This window comes from Ensifer sp. BR816, from assembly GCF_000378985.1.
Lineage (GTDB): Bacteria > Pseudomonadota > Alphaproteobacteria > Rhizobiales > Rhizobiaceae > Sinorhizobium.
Genome location: NZ_KB905370.1, coordinates 3,173,455 through 3,193,111 on the forward strand (window position 1 = coordinate 3,173,455; position 19,657 = coordinate 3,193,111).

Below are 19,657 nucleotides of genomic sequence, written 5' to 3' on the forward strand. Positions count from 1 at the left end.
AAGCGACGACGCCGGACGAAGTCGCGAGACTATCATATTTATCCCGCCAGCGCCTCAAGCGCCGAAAGCGATGCCTCACCGTCTTCGGTAATCACCGCCCGGAATGCGGTGAGTGGCGCGAAAAATGCCGGTTTCAACTTGCCGATCTTGCTCCTGTCCACCACGAGGTAGTTTTCGCGGGCGAGTGAAATCACCTTCTGCTTGACCGGCACTTCGTGAAAGTGAACGCATGTCGCGCCGCGGGCGGGGTCGACGCCGGCGGCCGAAACGAAGGCGACGTTGATGCCTAGATGATCGAGCGTCTCGAGACCTGAATTGCCCGAGAACGACGCCGATGACGGGTAGTAGACACCGCCAAGCATGACGATCCGCGCATTTGGCTTGCGCGTCAGCCGGTCGGCCACGTTGAGGGAGTAACATACCGCCGTGATTGAATAATTTTCCGGTATCACATCAACGAGATACTCAAGCGTCGTGCCACAATCAATGAAGATCGTGTCGTCGGGACGGATGTGCCGGGCAGCATGAATGCAAGCCTCGCGCTTCGCCGTCGCATGACTGTCGGCCGCGAGCGCGAGGTCATAAGGGACGTCGGCCTCGATATCGGCCGCAGGCACGATATGCCCGCCGAGATATCCGAACAGGTCCGGATTGTCGGCAACGTCGCGGCGAACGGTCATTTCCGAAACGCCCAGGAAAGCGGCCGCGTCTCTCAGATGCAGCACGCGACGCGCCGAAAGCGCATTGGCCAAGGCGATAATCCGTGTGGTCTTGCGACTGGCCATGGCCCATCCCGAGTCTGCGTCCCAGGTCAGCCTGCGCCCCCGCGAGCGACGACCTGCAGCCCAACAAGTTTTGTTAGAAATATCACAAAATCAGGCGTCTCGGCAAGCTCAGCAGGAACCTGCGGCGCTTACACATGAAATGCGTCTCGCAAGCCGCCGCCCTTTTTCGTCAGTCGGAGGTCGAGGTCCGCCTCGATGTGATCGATGTGCCGCAGCATCAGCGTGCAGGCTCCTTCGACATCCTTCTTTTCCAGGGCATCGACGATCTGCTGATGTTCGTTGTGACCACAGCTCGAGATCACCGATTGCCCGTAAAGCGCGATCACGAGCGAAGAGCGGGCAACGAGCTCGTCCATGAAACGCATGAGAATGGCATTACCGCTGATGGCGGCGACGGCAAGGTGAAAATCGCCGGAGGCCTTGATCTCGGCACGGCGGGCCGGCGCGCCGCGCTGGTTCGTCAGCCGCTCCTCCTCCGCAAGCAACTCTCTGAGTTCCTTGATCTGCGCTTTGCCGATATGGGGCGCCGCCTCGCGGAGTATGACCGGCTCCAGCAGGCGACGCGTCGCGAAGATCTGCTGCGCCTCGGTCACGGACGGATAGGCGACAAAGGCGCCACGATTCTTCTCGACATTGACCAGCCCTTCATAGGAGAGGGCTTGAAGGGCGGCGCGAACCAAAGTGCGGCTGACATTGAACAGGCTGCCGACGTCGTTTTCGGAAAGCTTCGTACCGGGCGCCAGCCGCCGCTCGACGATCGCTTCGCGGATCGCGTCACGGATATGGGCGCCGATATCGATGGCGTTGTCCGCCGGGGCAGGATTGGCTGAGGTCATAGAACAGGGAATCCGGGACAGAGCCGATACTGTAGCGCGCGAAATGCTCGAAGTTAATCATTAATTGCACGCAACCAGTCCTTTTAATTGTATACGATAATAGGCAATTTTTGGCAACAAACGCCTATTAAATGTGCAACCAATCCGGTCGGTTTGCCACTGGATCGGCGGCGCCTGAGAAACTTCGCCACGGAATCAGGCCCTTAGAAAACTGGCACGCTTGATGCTTCGCTCCTGTCGCAAGGAGAAAGCGGCATGTCCAAAGCAGCAGAGATCGATATCGCTTCCGTTTCCAAGGTGTATGGCACGACGACCGCAGTCCATGCCATCAGCCTGAAGATTCCGGCCGGCAGCTACTGCTGCTTCCTCGGGCCCTCGGGCTGCGGCAAGACGTCGACGCTCAGGATGATAGCCGGCCACGAAAGCATCTCCTCCGGCGATATCCGCCTCGGCAATGTCGTGGTGACCGATTTCCCGCCAGCCAAGCGGGGCACCGCGATGATGTTCCAGTCCTACGCCCTGTTTCCGCACCTCGACCTTGTCGACAACGTCGCCTTCAGCCTGAAGATGAAGGGCGTCGAGAAGGACGAGCGCCGGGCGAAGGGGCTGGAAATGTTGACCCTCATGCAAATGGGGGCCTATGCGGCGCGCCGGCCGACGCAGCTTTCCGGCGGCCAGCAACAGCGCGTGGCGCTCGCCCGGGCGCTGATCACCGATCCGGAAGCGCTGCTGCTCGATGAACCGCTTTCCGCGCTCGATCCCTTCCTGAAGATCCGCATGCGCGCCGAGCTCAAGAAGCTGCAGAAGACACTCGGCATCACCTTCGTCCATGTGACGCACAGCCAGGAAGAGGCGATGGCGCTCGCCGACCTCGTCGTCATCATGAACAACGGCCGCATCGAGCAGGCGGCGCCACCTCGGACCGTCTTCGAAAAGCCCGCAACCGCCTTCGTCGCCCGCTTCATGGGTGACCACAACGTACTTTCCGGCCGTGTAGCCGCGATCGACAACGATATCGTCACGCTCACTGCGCCCGAAGGCCAGACGTTTACGGTCCGCGACATCGCGCAGGAAGTCGGAAAGCCGATCGACATCGGCATCCGCACCGACCGGGTGCGCCTCGAGCCGGCATCCGAAAGGTCGCTCGGCTTCCAGGGTGTCGTCTCGAATGTCGAATATCGCGGCGCGTCCGTGAAGATCACTGTGATCGGCGCCGGCAGCGACGACTTCACAGTGGTCGTCTCCGATGCCGACTACTTCAGGAGACCGGTATCGGTCGGCGACGCGGTGTCGCTCAGTTGGGCCCTCGAGGACGTGATCCCTCTCGGCCGTCTTTCAGCCTGAACGGGGCCAGAAGCAACCATCCGCCCGATCCTGCAAAAAACCGTCAATCAAGCACCACCAAAAAGGGGAACGACAGCATGACCACTGAAACGAAGACTGCCTCGCCGGCGAAGGGCATCTCGCGGCGCTCGCTCTTGAAGACCGGTGCCGCCGCGGTCGGCGCCATCGCGGGCTCCGGCGCCATCACCGGCTTCCCGACCATCTGGGCGCAGAACCCGATCACGCTTCGCCAGTTCGGCACCGGTGTCTCGAACATCAACGCGATCGCCGAGAAGTGCAAGGAAGACCTCGGCATCACGCTCGAAATGACCGCGACCGACTCCGACGCCGCCGCCCAGCGGGCCGTCACCCAGCCGGATTCTTACGACATCGCCGACATCGAATACTGGATTGCCAAGAAGGTCTTCCCGAGCGGCGTCATGCAGCCGATGGATGTCAGCAAGATCAAGTATTACGACAAGATCGTGCCGCTCTTCATCGACGGCAAGCTGAAACCCGACAGCGTGGTCGCCCAGGGCACGGCGCCGCACACCGTCGGCTTCGTCGAGGCGCAAGATTCCAAAACCTTCGCCAAGGAGCCGACGCAGTGGATGACGCTCATCCCCACCATCTACAACGCCGACACGCTCGGCATTCGCCCGGATCTCGTCGGCCGCGAGATCACCACTTGGGCCGACATCATGGATCCTGCCTTCAAGGGCAAAGCGGCGATCCTCAACATCCCGTCGATCGGCATCATGGACGCCGCAATGATCATGGAGGCCATGGGCAACATCAAATATGCCGACAAGGGCAACATGACGACGGACGAGATCGACCAGACGATCGATTTCCTCATCAAGGCCAAGCAGGATGGCCAGTTCCGCGCCTTCTGGAAGTCCTTCGACGAGAGCGTCAACCTCATGGCCTCCGGCGAGGTCGTCATCCAGTCGATGTGGTCGCCGGCCGTTGCCGCCGTGCGTTCGAAGGGCATTGCCTGCAAGTACCAGCCGCTGAAGGAAGGCTATCGCGCCTGGGGCGGCGGCCTCGGCCTTGCCGCGCATCTTGAGGGCGCACAGCTCGACGCGGCTTACGAATACATCAACTGGTATCTCTCCGGCTGGGTCGGCGCCTATCTCAACCGCCAGGGTTATTATTCGGCCGCCATGGAAACCGCGAAGACCCACATGTCCGAGGATGAATGGGGCTTCTGGGTCGAGGGCAAGCCCGCCAAGGGCGATATCCTCTCTCCGGAAGGCAAGGTGATGGAAAAGGCCGGAGCAGTCCGCGACGGTGGCTCGTTCGAGGAACGCATGGGCAAGGTCGCCTGCTGGAACTCGGTGATGGACGAGGACCGCTACATGGTGCGCCGCTGGAACGAATTCATCGCGGCTTAAGCTACGCTACCTCATTCCCCTCCCCAACCCTCCCCACAAGGGGGAGGGGGTCCGGAGAGGGCGCGCACAAAAGCTCCCTCCCCCTTGTGGGGAGGGTTGGGGAGGGGTCTTCCGGCTCCTCCCCATAGAAGTTTCCACAATGTCGGTCAGGATGGCAGATGGCGACGATCGCTTCCACAGAACCAAATGAGACGAGCGGGCGCGCGCGAAGCGGCGGCCTCCGGTTGCCCCCGCGCTCGCTGGTCGCCTATCTCCAGGCCACACCCCTTCTCCTGATCCTCGGCTTCTTCTTCATCCTGCCGATCCTCACCATCATTGTCGTCAGCTTCTGGGACTACGATTTCGCCGGGCTCTACCCGGATTTCCTGGCGATGAACTATGCCGATACGCTCGGCTCCTGGGTCACCTGGAAGACCTATCTCAATACGCTGAAGTTCACGGCGATCACCTGGGCACTGACGCTCGTCATCGGCTTCTGGGTCGCCTATTTCCTCGCCTTTCACATCCGCACGACGACGATGCAGATGGTGCTCTTCCTCGTCTGCACCGTGCCTTTCCTCACCTCCAACATCATCCGGATGATCTCCTGGATCCCGGTCCTTGGCCGCAACGGCCTCGTCAACTCCACGCTGGTCCAACTCGGCATCATACCCCAGCCGATCGAATGGCTGCTCTATTCCGATTTCGCCGTCGTGCTCGCCATGGTGCATCTCAACACGCTGTTCATGGTGACGCCGATCTTCAATACGCTGATACGCATCGACCGCTCGCTGATCGAGGCGGCGCGCGATTGTGGCGCGACCGGCTGGCAGGTGCTCTGGAATGTCATCCTGCCCTTGGCGAAGCCCGGCATGGCGATCGGCTCGATCTTCGTCGTGACACTGGTCATGGCCGACTTCTCGACCGTTCAAGTCATGTCGGGCGGCCAGAGCGCGTCGGTCGCGTTGATGATGAAGAACCAGATGTCGCTGCTGCAATACCCGGCGGCGGCCGCCAATGCTGTCGTGCTGCTCATCGTGGTGCTGCTGATGGTCGCGGCGATCCTCAGTGTCGTCGATATTCGCAAGGAGCTCTGACATGAACCACGAAAGACGCGGCAAGGAATTCTATGTGCTCGCAGCCTTCTTCGCGCTGTTCGTGCTGTTCCTCTATGGCCCGCTGTCGGCGGTCCTGATCCTCTCCTTCCAGGGACCTGACGGCGGCCTCACCTTCCCGCTGAACGGTGTCTCGTTGCACTGGTTCTACAATCTCTTCGAGAAGCAGGCGGTCGGCGATTTCGGCGCCTCGTTTCGGCGTTCCTTCACGCTGGGGCTGATGGTCGTGGTGGTCAACGTCGTCGTCGCGCTGCTTGCCGGCCTTGCCTTCCGCTATCGTTTCCGCGGCTCGACGGCGCTGTTCTACGTGACCGTCGCAAGCCTCGTGGTGCCGTCGATCATCATCTCGCTCGGGATCGGCGTCGTCTTCCAGCAGTTCGGATTGAAGCCCGCCTGGTACTCATCCGGCTTCGGCGCGCATCTCACCTGGACGCTGCCCTTCGGTGTGCTGATCATGTTCGCGGTGTTCAACCGCTTCTCGCCCGCCTACGAGGAGGCCGCGCGCGATCTCGGCGCAACGCCATGGCAGACCTTCCGCCACGTGGTGCTACCGATGATCGCGCCCAGCCTGATCGGCGTCGGCCTGTTCGGCTTTACCCTCTCCTATGACGAGTTCGCCCGCACGCTGATGACCTCCGGCAGCTACAACACGCTGCCGCTCGAAATCTACGGCATGACCACCAATGTGACGACGCCGGTGCTTTACGCGCTCGGCACGGTGACGACGCTGTTCTCCTTCACCATCATCCTCGTGGCGCTTGCCATCATTCTGATGCTGAGGCGCCGGCCGGCAAGGATAAGCTGACATCCATGCGCATTCTGATTGTCAATCCGAACACCACCGTCTCGATGACCGAAAAGGCCGCACAGGCTGCGCGAGCGGTCGCTGCTCACGGCACCGAAATCATCGCGGCCACGTCGAAGGGCGGACCTGCCTCGATCGAAGGGCACTACGACGGAGCGATCGCCGTGCCCGGCCTGCTTGCAGAAATCCGCGCGGGAGAAGCGGCGGGAGCGGATGCCGCGATCATCGCCTGCTTCGACGATACGGGCCTGGAGGCTGCGCGAGCGCTCGCCGATATCCCGGTCGTCGGGCTCTGTGAATCCGCGGTGATGACCGCCGCTCTGCTTGCGCAGCGCTTCACCGTCGTCACGACGCTCGAGCGCTCACGCGTCCTTATCGAAAACTTGATCAGGCACTACGGGATGGGCGATCGGGCGAAGGTCCGCGCCGCCGATATCCCGGTCCTCGAACTGGAGGACAAGGCCTCCGGCGCGCTCGTCAGGCTCAAGCGACAGGTCGAGCGGGCGCTCGAGGAAGACGGCGCGGAGGCGATCGTGCTCGGTTGCGCCGGCATGGCGGACCTTGCGCAGTCTCTGCAACGCGATTATGGCGTACCCGTCATCGACGGCGTCTCGGCGGCGGTCAAGCAGGCCGAAGCGCTGGTGGCGCAGGGACTTTCGACCAGCAAGCGCGGCTCCTATGCCTCCCCCCTCCCGAAGCCCTATACGGGCCTGATGAGCGCCTTCGCGCCAGCATCTGCCTGATCTGCGCCTAACGGATCCCTCTGGTTGCAGCGGGAAAGGTGGCGTCGCCGCAGTTGCTCCCTTAATGCTCGGTTGACAACGCTCTTCGAAGGTTGAAAGAGTGATGCACACTCGAAGCGGGCAGCGTTGGGAGGACTATGTCGATGCGCGCGTTTCTCGCCCTTTCCACTCTTCTCTTCACGCTTCTTCCCCTTGTTACGCCGGTTACCGCGGCCGAACCCGAGCGCAAGATCGAGATTACCAGCGATGCCGACTATTTCGGCTTCGACCTGCGCACCGAGCAGAATGTCTCGCTCGACGAGTGCCATAGCGCCTGCATTGCCGACGGCGCCTGCAAGGCCTTCACCTACAATCCAAAGGTGAAGTGGTGCTTCCTGAAATCGGATTTCAATCAACTGAACACATTCAAGGGGGCCATTGCCGGGAAGGTCGTCGAGACCGTCACCGGCGAGCCGGATCTCGGCGCACCCCCTCGCCTCTCCTTCGTCTCGGATGACCTCTTGCAGCAGGCGCGCGACGTCAAGGCCGGGCTCGCCTTGGCCGATGATCAAATGGGTTTCGGCGTCAACGGGTTGATCGAAGCGGCGCGTCGTCAGTTGACAGCCGGCAACTTCGTCGCCGCGCTCAAGGCATTGCGCGGCGCGCTGGCGATCACCCCGGAAGACGGCAATTTGTGGCTGGAGACCGCCAGAACGGCCAACCGGTTCAGCGGCGGCACGGATCTGGCGAGCGAGGCGGCCCTTGCCGCGCTCAACGGCTATCAACTGACGAGGACCGCCCAGAGCCGCGCCGATGCACTCGCCGTTCTCGCCCAGGCGCTCGACAACCTGCAGAACTATCGCGCCGCCCTCAGCGCCTACAAGGCAAGCCTTGAGCTCGTGCAGGCAAAGACCGTGGAAACGGCCTATCTCGACCTCAAGGCGCGCCAGGGTTTTCGCGTCACTGGCAACACGATCGATGCGGATGGCGCAAGCCCGCGCGCCTGCGTTCAGTTCTCCGAGCAGCTGTTGAAGAACGGCCCCGATTACGCCTCCTTCGTGACGCTCGACGGCGTTGCCCCGAAGGCGGTCGAGGCCAAGGGCAGCGAGATCTGCGTCGAAGGCCTGGCGCATGGCCAGCGCTACAAGCTCGTGCTGCGGCAGGGACTGCCCTCCTCCGTCGACGAAGTCATCGAGACGCCGGTCAGCCTCGACATCTATGTCAAAGACCGCGCGCCGATGGTGCGCTTCACCGGCGACAGCTTCGTGCTGCCGTCGACCGCACGGCGCGGCATCCCGATCGTCTCGGTCAATACGGAAAGCGCCAATCTCAAGCTCTATCGCATCGGCGACCGCAGCATCTCGTCGCTGCTGACGAGCTCGCAGTTCCTCACCCAGCTTGACGGCTATAGTGCCGAGCGCATCGAGGCCGAGAGCGGCGAGCTCGTCTGGCAAGGCAGCATCGACATCAGGACCGAACTCAACAAGGAAGTCGTGACGAGCTTCCCGGTCGACGAGGCGCTGCCGAAGCGCAAACCCGGCGTCTATGTGCTGACGGCGGCGTCCGCGACCGCCCTCAGCCAGGATTGGGACGCGCGCGCCACGCAATGGTTCGTCGTCTCCGATATCGGTATCTCGACCTATGCCGGAACCGATGGGCTCTCCGTCTTCGCGCGTTCGCTTGCCAGCGCCAAGCCGCTGGCCGACGTCGAACTGCAGCTGGTTGCCAAGAACAATGAAGTGCTCGGCACCGCCACGACCGACGCGGAAGGCAGAGCGATCTTCGCCGCCGGGTTGATCCGCGGCACGGCGAGCATGATGCCGGCCGTCATCTCGGCCAGGAAAGGCGAGGATGATTACGTCTTCCTCGATATGACGCGCGCCGGCTTCGATCTTTCCGACCGCGGCGTCACCGGCCGCGCCGCACCCGGCGCGATCGACATCTACGCCTGGACGGAGCGGGGCATCTACCGGACCGGCGAGACGGTACATGCCGCAGCCCTTGCCCGCGACGTCAATGGCCAGGCGATCGAGAACCTGCCGCTCACCTTTGTCTTCCTGCGCCCGGATGGGGTCGAGGACCGCCGTATGATCAGCAATGGCGGCAAGCTCGGCGGCCATACGCTCGATCTGCCCGTTCCGGAAAATGCGATGCGCGGCACCTGGACGATGCAGATCTTCACAGACCCCAAGGGCTCGGCGATCGGCGAGAAGCAGTTCCTCGTCGATGACTTCGTACCCGACCGCACCGAATTCGACCTGACGAGCGAGGCAAAGACCATCGAAGTCGGCACGCCGATTGAGGTCGCCGTCGACGGTCGCTTTCTCTACGGGGCGCCGGCCGCGGGCCTGACACTCGAAGGCGACGTTGCGGTCAAGCCGACGCGTGAGAGCGAAGCCTTCAAGGGCTATTTCTTCGGCCTCGCCGATGAGGAAGCAAGCGAAGATACCCGCGTGCCGCTCGAAGGGCTCGAACCGCTCGATCAGGACGGAAAGGCCGTTTTTGCCGTCGATCTCGGCGAGGTGCCGGCGACGACGCAATTGCTCGATGCCACGGTCACTGTGCGTATGCGCGAGGCCGGCGGCCGCGCCGTCGAGCGCGCGTTGACGCTGCCCGTCCAGCCGGACGGGCCGATGATCGGCATCAAGCCGGAATTTCCCGGCGACCTTGCCGAGAACTCCGTCGGCAAGTTCCATGTCATCGCCATCGACGCCAATGGTGCAAAAGTCTCGATGCCCGGCCTCTTTTGGAAGCTGATCAGCGTCGAGCGGAACTACCAGTGGTATCGCGACGGCAGCGCCTGGAAATACGAGCCGGTCATCTCGACGAAACAGGTAGCGAACGGGACTGTCGACGTGACCGAGGACGGTGCGTCCGTCGCCGTGCCGGTCGGCTGGGGCCGCTATCGTCTGGAAATCGAGACCGCGGCCGCCGATGGCCCGACCTCCAGCGTCGAGTTCGATGCCGGCTGGTATGTCGAGGCCACGTCGACGGAAACGCCGGATGGACTCGAGATCGCCCTCGACAAGGAGAATTACGCGGTCGGCGAGACGGCGAAGCTCAAGGTCTCGCCCCGTTTCGCGGGCGAATTGCTGGTGACCGTCGGCACGGAAAACCTGATTGCGACGAAGACCGCAACGATCGCCGAGACGGGCGGCGAAGTGGAGCTGCCGGTGACCGCCGATTGGGGTGCCGGCGCCTATGTGACTGCGACGCTCTATCGCCCCGGCGAGGCTCAGGAAAGCCGCATGCCGATGCGGGCGATCGGCATCAAGTGGCTCGCCGTCGATCCGGCCGATCGCAAGCTTGCAGTCAGTCTCGACGCTCCCGAGAAGACTCAGCCGCGCCAACCCCTCGAGATCAACCTCCAGGTACGCGGCGCCGGCGCGAACGAGGACGCCTATGTCACGGTCGCCGCCGTCGATGTCGGCATCCTGAACCTGACGCGCTATGAGGCGCCCGACCCGGACGGCTGGTATTTCGGCCAAAGGCGGCTCGGTCTCGAAATCCGCGATCTCTACGGCCGGCTCATCGATGGCTCGCTCGGCGCGACCGGACGGCTGCGCACGGGCGGCGACGGCGGGCAGATGCCGCTGCAGGGCAGCCCTCCGACCGAGAAGCTGGTTGCCTTCTTCTCCGGGCCGGTGAAGCTCGACGCCGAAGGCACGGCGCATGTGCGCTTCGACATCCCGCAGTTCAACGGCACGGCCCGCGTCATGGCGGTCGCCTGGACGAAGTCCGGCGTCGGCGATGCGGTGAAGGACGTCGTCATCCGCGACCCGATCGTCGTCACCGCCAGCCTGCCGAAGTTCCTGGCGCCCGCAGACCGGGCCGATCTCAGGCTCGATATCGCCAACACGGACGGACCGGCCGGCGACTATCAGTTGCAGGTGACCACCAACGGCCCGGTGACCGTCGAACAGACCGGTCCTTCGCAAACCGTGCAACTCGAAGCCGGTGGCAAATCGGCCGTGACGCTGCCGCTCACCGGCCAATATCCGGGCAGCGGGCTCGTCACCGTCACGCTTTCGAACGCCGCCGGCCTGTCGCTGGAGCAGGCGGTCAACATCCCGGTCCGCCCGGCCGCACTGCCGGTCACCGAGCGCCAGGTCGTTAGCATCGCCGCCGGCAGCAGCCTGACCGTCGACGATCAATTGCTCGCCGACAGCCTGCTGCAGGGTGCCTCGGTCAGCCTCAACGTCACCCGCTCGGCCGCTTTCGACATCCCGGCGCTGCTGATGTCGCTCGACCGCTATCCCTATGGCTGCGCCGAACAGACGACGAGCCGCGCCCTGCCGCTGCTCTATCTCAGCGAGCTCTCCAAACAATCCGGGCTTGCCGAAGACGGCGAGGTGGCGAAGCGGGTGCAGGAGGCGATCTACCGCGTGCTTTCTTACCAGTCCTCTTCGGGGAGCTTCGGCCTGTGGAGCCCCGGCTCCGGCGATCTCTGGCTCGACGCCTACGTCACCGACTTCCTGACCCGCGCCCGCGAGCAGAAGTTCGACGTGCCGGAACAGGCGATGGTGCAGGCGCTCGAGAACCTGCAGAACGCGCTGAGCTATGAGACGAACGTCAAGGATCGCGGCAACGAGATCGCCTATGCGCTCTACGTGCTCGCCCGCAACCGTAAGGCCGCGATCAGCGATCTTCGCTACTATGCCGACACGCTGCTTTCGGATTTCCCGACACCGCTTGCCAAGGCGCACATCGCCGCAGCACTCGGGCTCTACGGCGATGCCGGACGGTCGCAGGACATCTTCGCGGCCGCCGTCAACATGTCGACCGGGCTCGTCAATGTCAGCCTCGCCCGTTCCGACTACGGCTCGTCGCTGCGCGACGATGCGGCGGTGCTAGCGCTCGCGGCCGAAAGCCGGCCGGTGCCGCCGATCATCCCGGAACTTTCGAAGATCGTCGCCAGGGAGTGGGAGCAGGCCCGTTACACCAGCACCCAGGAACAGGCCTGGATGCTGCTCGCCGCGCGCGCCGTCCAGCACGGCGACGAGGATATGAAGCTCGAGGTCAACGGCGCCCAGCGCACCGGCAGCTATGCCGCACGGATGACGGGTGATGCGCTGATCGAGCATCCCGTCGTCATCCGCAACAATGGCACTGACCCCGTTTCCGCCGTGGTGACCACCGTTGCGGCACCCGCCCAGCCGCTCTCGGCCGGCGGCGACGGCTTCGCCATCGAGCGAACCTATTACACACTCGACGGCGCCGAGGCGAATGTCAGCCAGGCACGGCAGAACGAACGCTACGTGGTCGTGCTGAAGGCGACGGAGAGCAACGACTGGCCGTCGCGCGTGCTGATCACCGACCTGCTCCCGGCCGGCTTCGAGATCGACAATCCGAGCCTCGTCGACAGTGCCCAACTCTCGAATTTCGAATGGATCGGCGAGGTCCAGGCCGCCCACACCGAGTTCCGCAGCGACCGCTTCGTCGCGGCCTTCGACCGGTCGACCGGCGACAATCGCGAGATTACGCTCGCCTATGTCGTGCGCGCGGTGACGCCCGGAACCTACGATCATCCGGCCGCAAGCGTCGAGGACATGTACCGGCCGCAGTTCTCGGCACGCACGGCGACGGGCCGCATGGAGGTGCTGGCGGCACAGTAGTAGGCGCGATGTCCATTTGGCAGTTGCTTGAACGGATGAGAGCGAGCCGCGAAGGTGCGGCATCACCCCCCTCTGCCCTGCCGGGCATCTCCCCCACAAGGGGGGAGATAGACGAGGCAGCTACCTCAGCGGACGAGCTCCAGGCGCATTCGTCAGCTTTGGGCGGCGCCACCAAATCCGCCACGTTTTGCAGACCGGGGGCTAACCACTTGCCGATCTCCCCCCCTGTGGGGGAGATGCCCGGCAGGGCAGAGGGGGGTAGCACCGGCCCAATCAATCCGGTCGGATCCCGACAGTTCCGGCTTCGAACAATCGTCCTAAGCACCTTGTCGACTGGCTTCATCCTGGCTGGTCTCGCCCTCGGCCTCGAATGGGCGGACCGGGCATTCCCGCCGCCACTTGAGCGCGCCCAGATCTTCTCGCGCGAGGTTGTCGACAAGGATGGACGCCTGTTGCGCGCCTTCGCCACCCCCGACGGTCGCTGGCGGCTGAAGACGACGGTCAAGGATGTCGACCCGCGTTTCCTCGACATGCTTATCGCCTATGAGGATCAGCGGTTTCGCGATCACCACGGCGTCGACCCGCTGGCGCTCGGACGGGCAGCGCTGCAATTCGTCACCAATGGCCGCATCGTTTCCGGCGCCTCGACGCTCTCGATGCAGGTGGCGCGGCTGATCGAGCCGCGCGAGCGGCGGACATGGACGGCGAAGCTGTTGCAGCTCGCACGCGCCATCCAGATCGAGCGGCGCCTCAGCAAGGATCAGATCCTCGACCTTTATCTCACCCATGCCCCCTATGGCGGCAATCTCGAAGGCGTGCGTGCCGCAAGTCTCGCCTGGTTCGGCAAGGAGCCGCGCCGGCTCTCGGTCGGCGAGGCGGCCCTGCTCGTCGCGCTGCCGCAATTGCCCGAGAAGCGTCGCCCGGACCGCAACCTGGCGGCCGCCGATGCCGCACGAGAACGGGTGCTCGGCCGCGCCGCGGTCGCCAAAGTCATCGGCCAAGGCGAGGCGGAGCGCGCGGCGATGACCGCCATTCCGACCCGCCGGCTGCAACTGCCGGCCCATGCGGCGCACCTCGCAGAAACTGCGCTTCGCAAGGACCCGAAGGCGCTCCGCCACGAGACGACGCTCCGACGCGAAATCCAGCGCGGACTGGAAGCGGTGGCGCAAGAGGGCGCTGAGCGGTTGGGGCCGAAGGTTTCCGTGGCAATGGTCATGGCCGATGCGAGAACCGGCGAGATCGTCGGCAAGGTCGGTTCGGCCGATTATTTCGACGCCAGCCGATCCGGATGGATCGACATGACCCGGATCACCCGCTCGCCCGGATCGACGCTGAAACCGTTCATTTATGGGCTTGCCTTCGAAGAGGGCATCGTCAGCCAGGAGACAATCATCGAGGATCGGCCGGCGGATTTCTTCGGCTATCGGCCCCGCAACTTCGACATGAGCTACCAGGGCGATGTCAGCGTGCGTGAGGCGCTGCAGCTTTCGCTCAATGTGCCGGCAATCCGGCTGCTCGATGCGGTCGGGCCGGCGCGGCTGATGGTGCGCTTCCGCCGTGCCGAGGTGCGGCCGAAGCTGCCGCCGAACGAAGCGCCGGGATTGGCCATCGGCCTCGGCGGCGTCGGCATCACGCTTCGCGATCTCGTGCAGCTTTACGCTGGCCTTGCCAATCGCGGCTGGCCGGTTCGGCTCGGCGACGGTATCGAGGGAAAGCCGGGGTTGATCGACGGCGAGCCGCTGCTTTCGACGGTCGCCACCTGGCAGGTCGCCGACATCCTCTCCGGCGTGCTGCCTCCGGCCGGGACCCGCCAGCGCGGCATCGCCTACAAGACGGGCACCAGCTATGGCTATCGCGACGCCTGGTCGGTCGGCTTCGACGGCCGGTATGTGCTCGGGGTCTGGGTGGGGCGGCCGGACAATGGCGCCGTGCCGGGGCTGACCGGCTATGGCGCGGCCGCGCCGATCCTGTTTGAAGGCTTTGCCAAGACTGGCATCGCCATTACGCCGCTGCCGGATGCACCGGCCGGCGCCCTCCGCCTCGCCCAGGCCGACCTGCCGATCGGGCACCGGCGCTTCTCGTTGACGGCGAACGGCCTGCCATCGACATCGATACGCGAGGGCGCACCGCAGATCGTCTTCCCGCCGGAGGGAGCGCGCGTCGATCTCGGCGCAAGCGCCGGCCTGACACTCACGCCGCTGACGCTGAAAATGCAGGGCGGCCGGGCCCCGTTCCGCTGGCTGGCGAACGGCCAACCGCTGCCGGACGTGACGCGCCGCCGCGTCAGCCAATGGCTGCCCGACGGCGGCGGCTATTCGACGCTGACCGTCATCGACGCGCTGGGCCGAGCCTCTACGGTGCGCGTTTTTGTCGAATGATGCTCGAAGCCCATTGGTCGGAAGGACGCAGCGCTTCCGACCAATCACTCCCTCCATCAGGCTGATAGGGCTGTCTTTGCTTCGGCGCCTCGCGGTTCGTGGCGCGGCGTCACCATCACCAGCGGCATCCCCGCCTCGAGGCAGGCCGCAATGAAGGCCTCCCGCGCCACCGCCGCCGGTGTCATCCTGTTCAGTGCCCGGAGGCAGGTGCGCAGCGCGCGCTCGTAGCGCTCTCCTTTGCGCAGCGGCCACTCGTTCTCGAGAAAATCGACGGCCTCGTATACGGAGGTAAAGGTCCGTTCCAGGCCGTTCGAAAGGCGCACTGTCAGGGGTATCGTCCAGGGAATCTCATTGAGAAGCATTTTTTCCTCCTTTCTGATGCCGTCAATGATCGCACGCACAGAGATATTTGGCGTCGAGAAGCCAGATTCAAGAACCCGACAAGCCCCCGCCACGCAGTTCGTCTCGCGGCGTCCGAGAAGCGGTCAAATGGGCGTGAAATACCTCTTGAATCCACGATTTGAGTGACTAAATCGATGGTGGGACCGCCTTTCAGGGGCCCTACAGTCGAGGAGCGCCGTACTCTTCGGCGCTCCTCATCGTCCATGTTGCTCAAGGAGGATATGGCTATGAGAACAACCTTCGATTTTTCGCCGCTGTCACGCTCCAGCGTGGGCTTCGACCACTTGTTCGAACTGCTCGATTCTGCAAACCGCATGGCGCCCGCCGACAACTGGCCGCCCTACGACATCATGCGCCTTGGTGAGAGCCAGTATCGCATAGCGATGTCTGTTGCAGGCTTCAGCCCGGATGAACTCACCATCACGCACGAGCAGCGGCTGCTCGTCGTCAGCGGTGAGAAGGCCGGCGAGGACAATGCGGAGTATCTCTATCGCGGCATTGCCGCCCGTAACTTCGAGCGCCGCTTCCAGCTTGCCGACCATGTGATGGTCACCGGCGCAAACCTCGCCAACGGTTTGCTGACGATCGATCTCGTCCGCGAGCTTCCGGAGCAGATGAAGCCGCGGCGCATCGATATCCAGCAGGCCGACGCGCTGCCCGCCGGCGAGGTGAACAAGCAGATCGACGGCGACAAGCACGCCGCCTAGCGGGACGGCGCGGCAAAATCCCCGCCGAAGCGCCGGCGATGTCGGCGCTTCGGCCTTACAGAGCTAGAGGGGCGGGATCCGGGAAATCCCCCCAGAGTATCCCGCTCCATCCGCCAAGGAAAGGAGCTGACAAATGAACGTACGTGATCTCATCCCCTGGGGCCGCGGACAGGGACAATTTCCGGCAGCCTATCGTGAAGGCGATCGCAACCCGTTCCTCGCGCTTCACCGGGAAATGAACCGCCTGTTCGACGACGTCTTCCGCGGCTTCGACAGCCGGCTGCCTATGGCCTCCGGATATTCCGGGTTCGGAGCCGGTTGGCCGAGCGTCGAGGTCTCCGATCGGGAGAGGGAAATCAAGCTGACGGCGGAACTGCCCGGGCTTGAGGAAAAGGATGTCGAGCTGTTCATCTCCGAGGGCGCGCTGACGCTCCGCGGTGAAAAGCGCTCCGAGACCGAAGACCAGGAGAACCAGTTCTCCGAGCGCTTCTATGGCCGCTTCGAGCGGCGCATCCCGCTTGGATACGACATCGACGAAAGCAAGGTGAATGCGACGTTCCGCAACGGCGTGCTGACGGTCACCCTTCCGAAGACGGAACAGGGCCAATCCAAGGCGAAACGCATCGCGATCAACAGGCAGTAGGCCGGGACGAGAGTCCGAATCCGTGATAGAGGATTCCCGCAGCTTCTCGGACGCGGGAATCTTGCATTATTTCAACCCTCTACTACGGCTTCCTAACTTTCGAATTCCAGATCGGAGCCTGCCAATCGCCGCCATCTATGCCAGCGCTTCCGCTCTTTCAATCGGAGTTTTGGCGTGCTCTCTCCTGCCGTGCTTCATCGACCGCCCCGCCACATAGACTTCGGCGACGCAGCGATCGTCGCCCATGGTCTGCAGCACGAAGAGCTCTTCGGCAAGCGACGAGGCCACCTGCATCCTGAGTTCCATCGCCGGCTTGGCGTGGCTGTCGAGGATGACGATATCGGCGTCGGCCCCGGCATTCAGCGAACCGATCCGGTGCTCGAGGTCGAGCGCACGGGCGTTGCCGAGCGTCATCATATAGAAGGAGTTGAACGGCGAGAGCCGCTGGCCTTGGAGGTGCAGCACCTTGTAGGCCTCGTCCATGGTTTCCAGCATCGAGAAGCTCGTACCGGCGCCGACATCGGTTGCGACCGAATGGCGGGCACCGAGCTTGTCGAAGCGGTCGCGATCGAACAGGCCGCTGCCGAGGAACAGGTTGGAGGTCGGGCAGAACACGCCGACCGCACCGGTTTCGGCAAGCAACGATATCTCGCGGTCGCTCAAATAGATGCAGTGGCCGAGCAGCGTCTTGCGGCCGAGAAGACCGTAGCGCGCATAGATATCGGTATAGTCCTTCGCCTCGGGATAGAGCGAGGTGGCAAAGGCGATCTCGTCCCTGTTCTCGGAAAGATGCGTCTGCACGTAGCAGTCCGGATGCTCGGCGACGAGCGCGCCGCTCATCTCCATCTGCTCGGGCGTCGAGGTGATGGCGAAGCGCGGGCTGATCGCGTAATGCGCCCGTCCCCGGCCGTGCCACCTGCCGATCAGCTGCTTCGTCTCGTCATAACCCTTTTGCGGCGTGTCGCGCAGCGCCTCGGGTGCGTTGCGGTCCATCATCACCTTGCCACCGATCATCAGCATGTTGCGCTCTTCGGCCGCGGTGAAGAAGGCATCGACGCTTTCCGGATGCACGGAGCAATAGGCGACGGCCGTCGTCGTGCCGTTCGCGAGAAGCTCGTCCATGAAGCGTCCGGCGATGAAGGCGGCGTGTTGCGGCTCCCTGAATTTCTGCTCCTCGACGAAGATATAGGTGTTCAGCCATTCGAGAAGCTGCGCGCCATAGGACGCGATCGCCTGCGTCTGCGGGAAATGCAGGTGCGTATCGATAAGCCCCGGCAGGACGAGATTGGGGCGATGATCGGCGATCCGGATGCCGCTGCCGGCCTGTTTCGCCACGTCATCATAGGTGCCGATATCGGCCACCTTACCATTGCGGACGAGAACGGCGCCGTCCTCGTGATAGCGATAGGCGCCGGCATCGTCGATGCCCTCCGGCTCCTTGATAAAGGTCAGCACACGGCCGCGGATCAGCAAATCACTCATTGAATTGTTCCTTCCTTCACGGCCGTCTCGTACCAGGTGGCCAGCAACTGCCGCTCCTCCTCGGTGACGCCGGTGACATTGGCGGGCGGCATGGCGCGCGAACGCCCCGCCTGCAGATAGATTTCGCGGGCATGCTCGACGATATTGCCGTCGCTTTCGAGAATGACGCCCTTGGGCGGCACGACGATGCCCTCCCAGCCGGGCTCCCGCGCATGGCACATGGAGCAGCGACCGAGCACCGTGTCACGCACCTTCGAGAAATCCGCGGTGGCAACGACCGCCTGCTCTGTGGTGGACGCCCTCGCCTCCCCGCCCTCGGAGAGGACCTTAGGCACGGTGGAAAGCCACATGATGACGATGAAGAGGAGCACGGTGACGAGCCAGGTCCAGGTCGGGCTGCCCTTGCGGGCATGCTGCGTGTTGAACCAGTGGCGGATGGTGACGCCCATCAGGAAGACCAGCGAGGCAATGATCCAGTTGTACGCCGTGCCGAAGGCGAGCGGATAGTGGTTCGACAGCATCAGGAACAGGACAGGCAGCGTCAGGTAGTTGTTGTGCGTCGAGCGCTGTTTCGCCTGCTTGCCGAGGGCCGGATCCGGCGTGCGGCCGGCGATCAGGTCGGCGACAACCTTCTTCTGGTTCGGGATGATGATGAAGAACACATTCGCCGACATGATCGTCGCGGTGAAGGCACCGAGATGCAGGTAGGCGGCGCGGCCGGTGAAGAGCTGGGTAAAGCCCCAGGCGACGGCGACGAGAATGAAATAGAGGAGCACCATCAGGCGGGTGTTGTCGTTGCCGAGCGGCGAACGACAGATCGTGTCATAGGCGAGCCAGCCGAAGGCGAGCGATGCCAGCGAGATGGCGATTGCCGTCGGCTTCGACACGTCGAGCACGCTCGGATCGATCAGGTAGAGATCTGCACCGGCATAATAGACGAGCGCCAGCATGCCGAAGCCGGAAAGCCAGGTGACGTAGGATTCCCATTTGAACCAGATCAGGTGCTCCGGCATGTTTTCCGGCGCCACCAGATATTTCTGTATGTGGTAGAAGCCGCCGCCGTGGACCTGCCACTCCTCGCCATAGGCGCCCAAGGGCATGCCCGGACGCTGCCGCAAGCCGAGATCGAGCGCTACGAAATAGAAGGACGATCCGATCCAGGCGATGCCAGTGATGACATGCAGCCACCGCACCGCAAATGTCAGCCAATCCCAGGCAATGGCATATTCGTACATAGAGGCCTCCCATTTCTCTAAAGCGCGTCGCGTTCAAACGAGTTGACGTGACGCGCTTTACAGCGCCGCGCGTCTTTTCGGACGCGCAAAGGACGCTGTAACACTTTGAATCTACGCATCGTGCTTTCCGAAAATCGATCCCGATTTTCGGGCCGATGCGCTAGATCTTTGTCTTCATGCATGCCGTTGTCCCAAAACCGCTGCGCACTTTCGGGCGACATGCATTGGGCCGC

At 63.5% G+C, this 19,657-nt stretch carries 14 protein-coding genes; 9 read left to right on the forward strand and 5 right to left on the reverse strand.

The window, feature by feature from the left end; translation table 11 throughout:
* Positions 1 to 38 precede the first annotated feature (38 nt).
* Together RHIBR816_RS0115180 and RHIBR816_RS0115185 are read right to left on the reverse strand one after the other, a co-directional pair.
* Positions 39 to 785: a DeoR family transcriptional regulator gene (locus RHIBR816_RS0115180; protein WP_018237417.1), complete on the reverse strand. Its 747-nt coding sequence runs from the start codon at positions 783 to 785 to the stop codon at positions 39 to 41.
* Between the two features lie 128 nt (positions 786 to 913).
* Complete coding sequence (locus tag RHIBR816_RS0115185) at positions 914 to 1,621, reverse strand: GntR family transcriptional regulator (RefSeq protein WP_018237418.1); 708 nt, start codon at positions 1,619 to 1,621, stop codon at positions 914 to 916.
* A gap of 255 nt (positions 1,622 to 1,876) precedes the next feature.
* On the opposite strand from RHIBR816_RS0115185, the gene RHIBR816_RS0115190 reads away from it, so the two are divergent.
* The 7 genes from RHIBR816_RS0115190 (at position 1,877) to pbpC (ending at position 14,955) form a co-directional block, all read left to right on the forward strand.
* Positions 1,877 to 2,965 (forward strand): ABC transporter ATP-binding protein, encoded by a 1,089-nt coding sequence (locus tag RHIBR816_RS0115190; RefSeq protein WP_018237419.1) that lies wholly within the window; start codon positions 1,877 to 1,879, stop codon positions 2,963 to 2,965.
* A gap of 77 nt (positions 2,966 to 3,042) precedes the next feature.
* Positions 3,043 to 4,341 (forward strand): PotD/PotF family extracellular solute-binding protein, encoded by a 1,299-nt coding sequence (locus RHIBR816_RS0115195; protein ID WP_018237420.1) that lies wholly within the window; start codon positions 3,043 to 3,045, stop codon positions 4,339 to 4,341.
* 158 nt (positions 4,342 to 4,499) lie between these two features.
* Positions 4,500 to 5,417 (forward strand): ABC transporter permease, encoded by a 918-nt coding sequence (locus RHIBR816_RS0115200; RefSeq protein WP_018237421.1) that lies wholly within the window; start codon positions 4,500 to 4,502, stop codon positions 5,415 to 5,417.
* A 1-nt stretch (position 5,418) separates the two neighbouring features.
* Complete coding sequence (locus tag RHIBR816_RS0115205; protein WP_018237422.1) at positions 5,419 to 6,240, forward strand: ABC transporter permease; 822 nt, start codon at positions 5,419 to 5,421, stop codon at positions 6,238 to 6,240.
* A 5-nt stretch (positions 6,241 to 6,245) separates the two neighbouring features.
* Complete coding sequence (locus RHIBR816_RS0115210) at positions 6,246 to 6,983, forward strand: aspartate/glutamate racemase family protein (protein WP_018237423.1); 738 nt, start codon at positions 6,246 to 6,248, stop codon at positions 6,981 to 6,983.
* Positions 6,984 to 7,126: 143 nt separating this feature from the next.
* On the forward strand, positions 7,127 to 12,577 hold the full coding sequence (locus RHIBR816_RS0115215; protein WP_026187024.1) for an alpha-2-macroglobulin family protein: 5,451 nt from the start codon (positions 7,127 to 7,129) through the stop codon (positions 12,575 to 12,577).
* A gap of 326 nt (positions 12,578 to 12,903) precedes the next feature.
* Positions 12,904 to 14,955 (forward strand): penicillin-binding protein 1C, encoded by a 2,052-nt coding sequence (gene pbpC / locus RHIBR816_RS0115220; protein WP_018237425.1) that lies wholly within the window; start codon positions 12,904 to 12,906, stop codon positions 14,953 to 14,955.
* Positions 14,956 to 15,011: 56 nt separating this feature from the next.
* Here pbpC and RHIBR816_RS0115225 read toward each other — a convergent pair whose 3' ends face one another.
* Complete coding sequence (locus RHIBR816_RS0115225) at positions 15,012 to 15,317, reverse strand: DUF982 domain-containing protein (protein ID WP_026187025.1); 306 nt, start codon at positions 15,315 to 15,317, stop codon at positions 15,012 to 15,014.
* 267 nt (positions 15,318 to 15,584) lie between these two features.
* On the opposite strand from RHIBR816_RS0115225, the gene RHIBR816_RS0115230 reads away from it, so the two are divergent.
* Positions 15,585 to 16,064: an Hsp20 family protein gene (locus RHIBR816_RS0115230; RefSeq protein ID WP_026187026.1), complete on the forward strand. Its 480-nt coding sequence runs from the start codon at positions 15,585 to 15,587 to the stop codon at positions 16,062 to 16,064.
* Between the two features lie 133 nt (positions 16,065 to 16,197).
* Entirely contained in the window at positions 16,198 to 16,707 is a 510-nt protein-coding gene (locus tag RHIBR816_RS0115235; protein ID WP_018237428.1) for an Hsp20/alpha crystallin family protein, read from the forward strand.
* Positions 16,708 to 16,842: 135 nt separating this feature from the next.
* Here RHIBR816_RS0115235 and guaD read toward each other — a convergent pair whose 3' ends face one another.
* Both guaD and RHIBR816_RS0115245 read right to left on the reverse strand, forming a co-directional pair.
* Positions 16,843 to 18,189, reverse strand: a complete 1,347-nt coding sequence (guaD, locus tag RHIBR816_RS0115240) for a guanine deaminase (protein ID WP_018237429.1) — start codon at positions 18,187 to 18,189, stop codon at positions 16,843 to 16,845.
* Positions 18,186 to 19,424 carry a urate hydroxylase PuuD gene (locus RHIBR816_RS0115245; protein ID WP_018237430.1) on the reverse strand — a complete coding sequence of 413 codons (1,239 nt, stop codon included), beginning with the start codon at positions 19,422 to 19,424 and terminating at the stop codon, positions 18,186 to 18,188. Before RHIBR816_RS0115245 ends, guaD begins: the two co-directional genes overlap by 4 nt.
* Between the last annotated feature and the right edge of the window lie 233 nt (positions 19,425 to 19,657).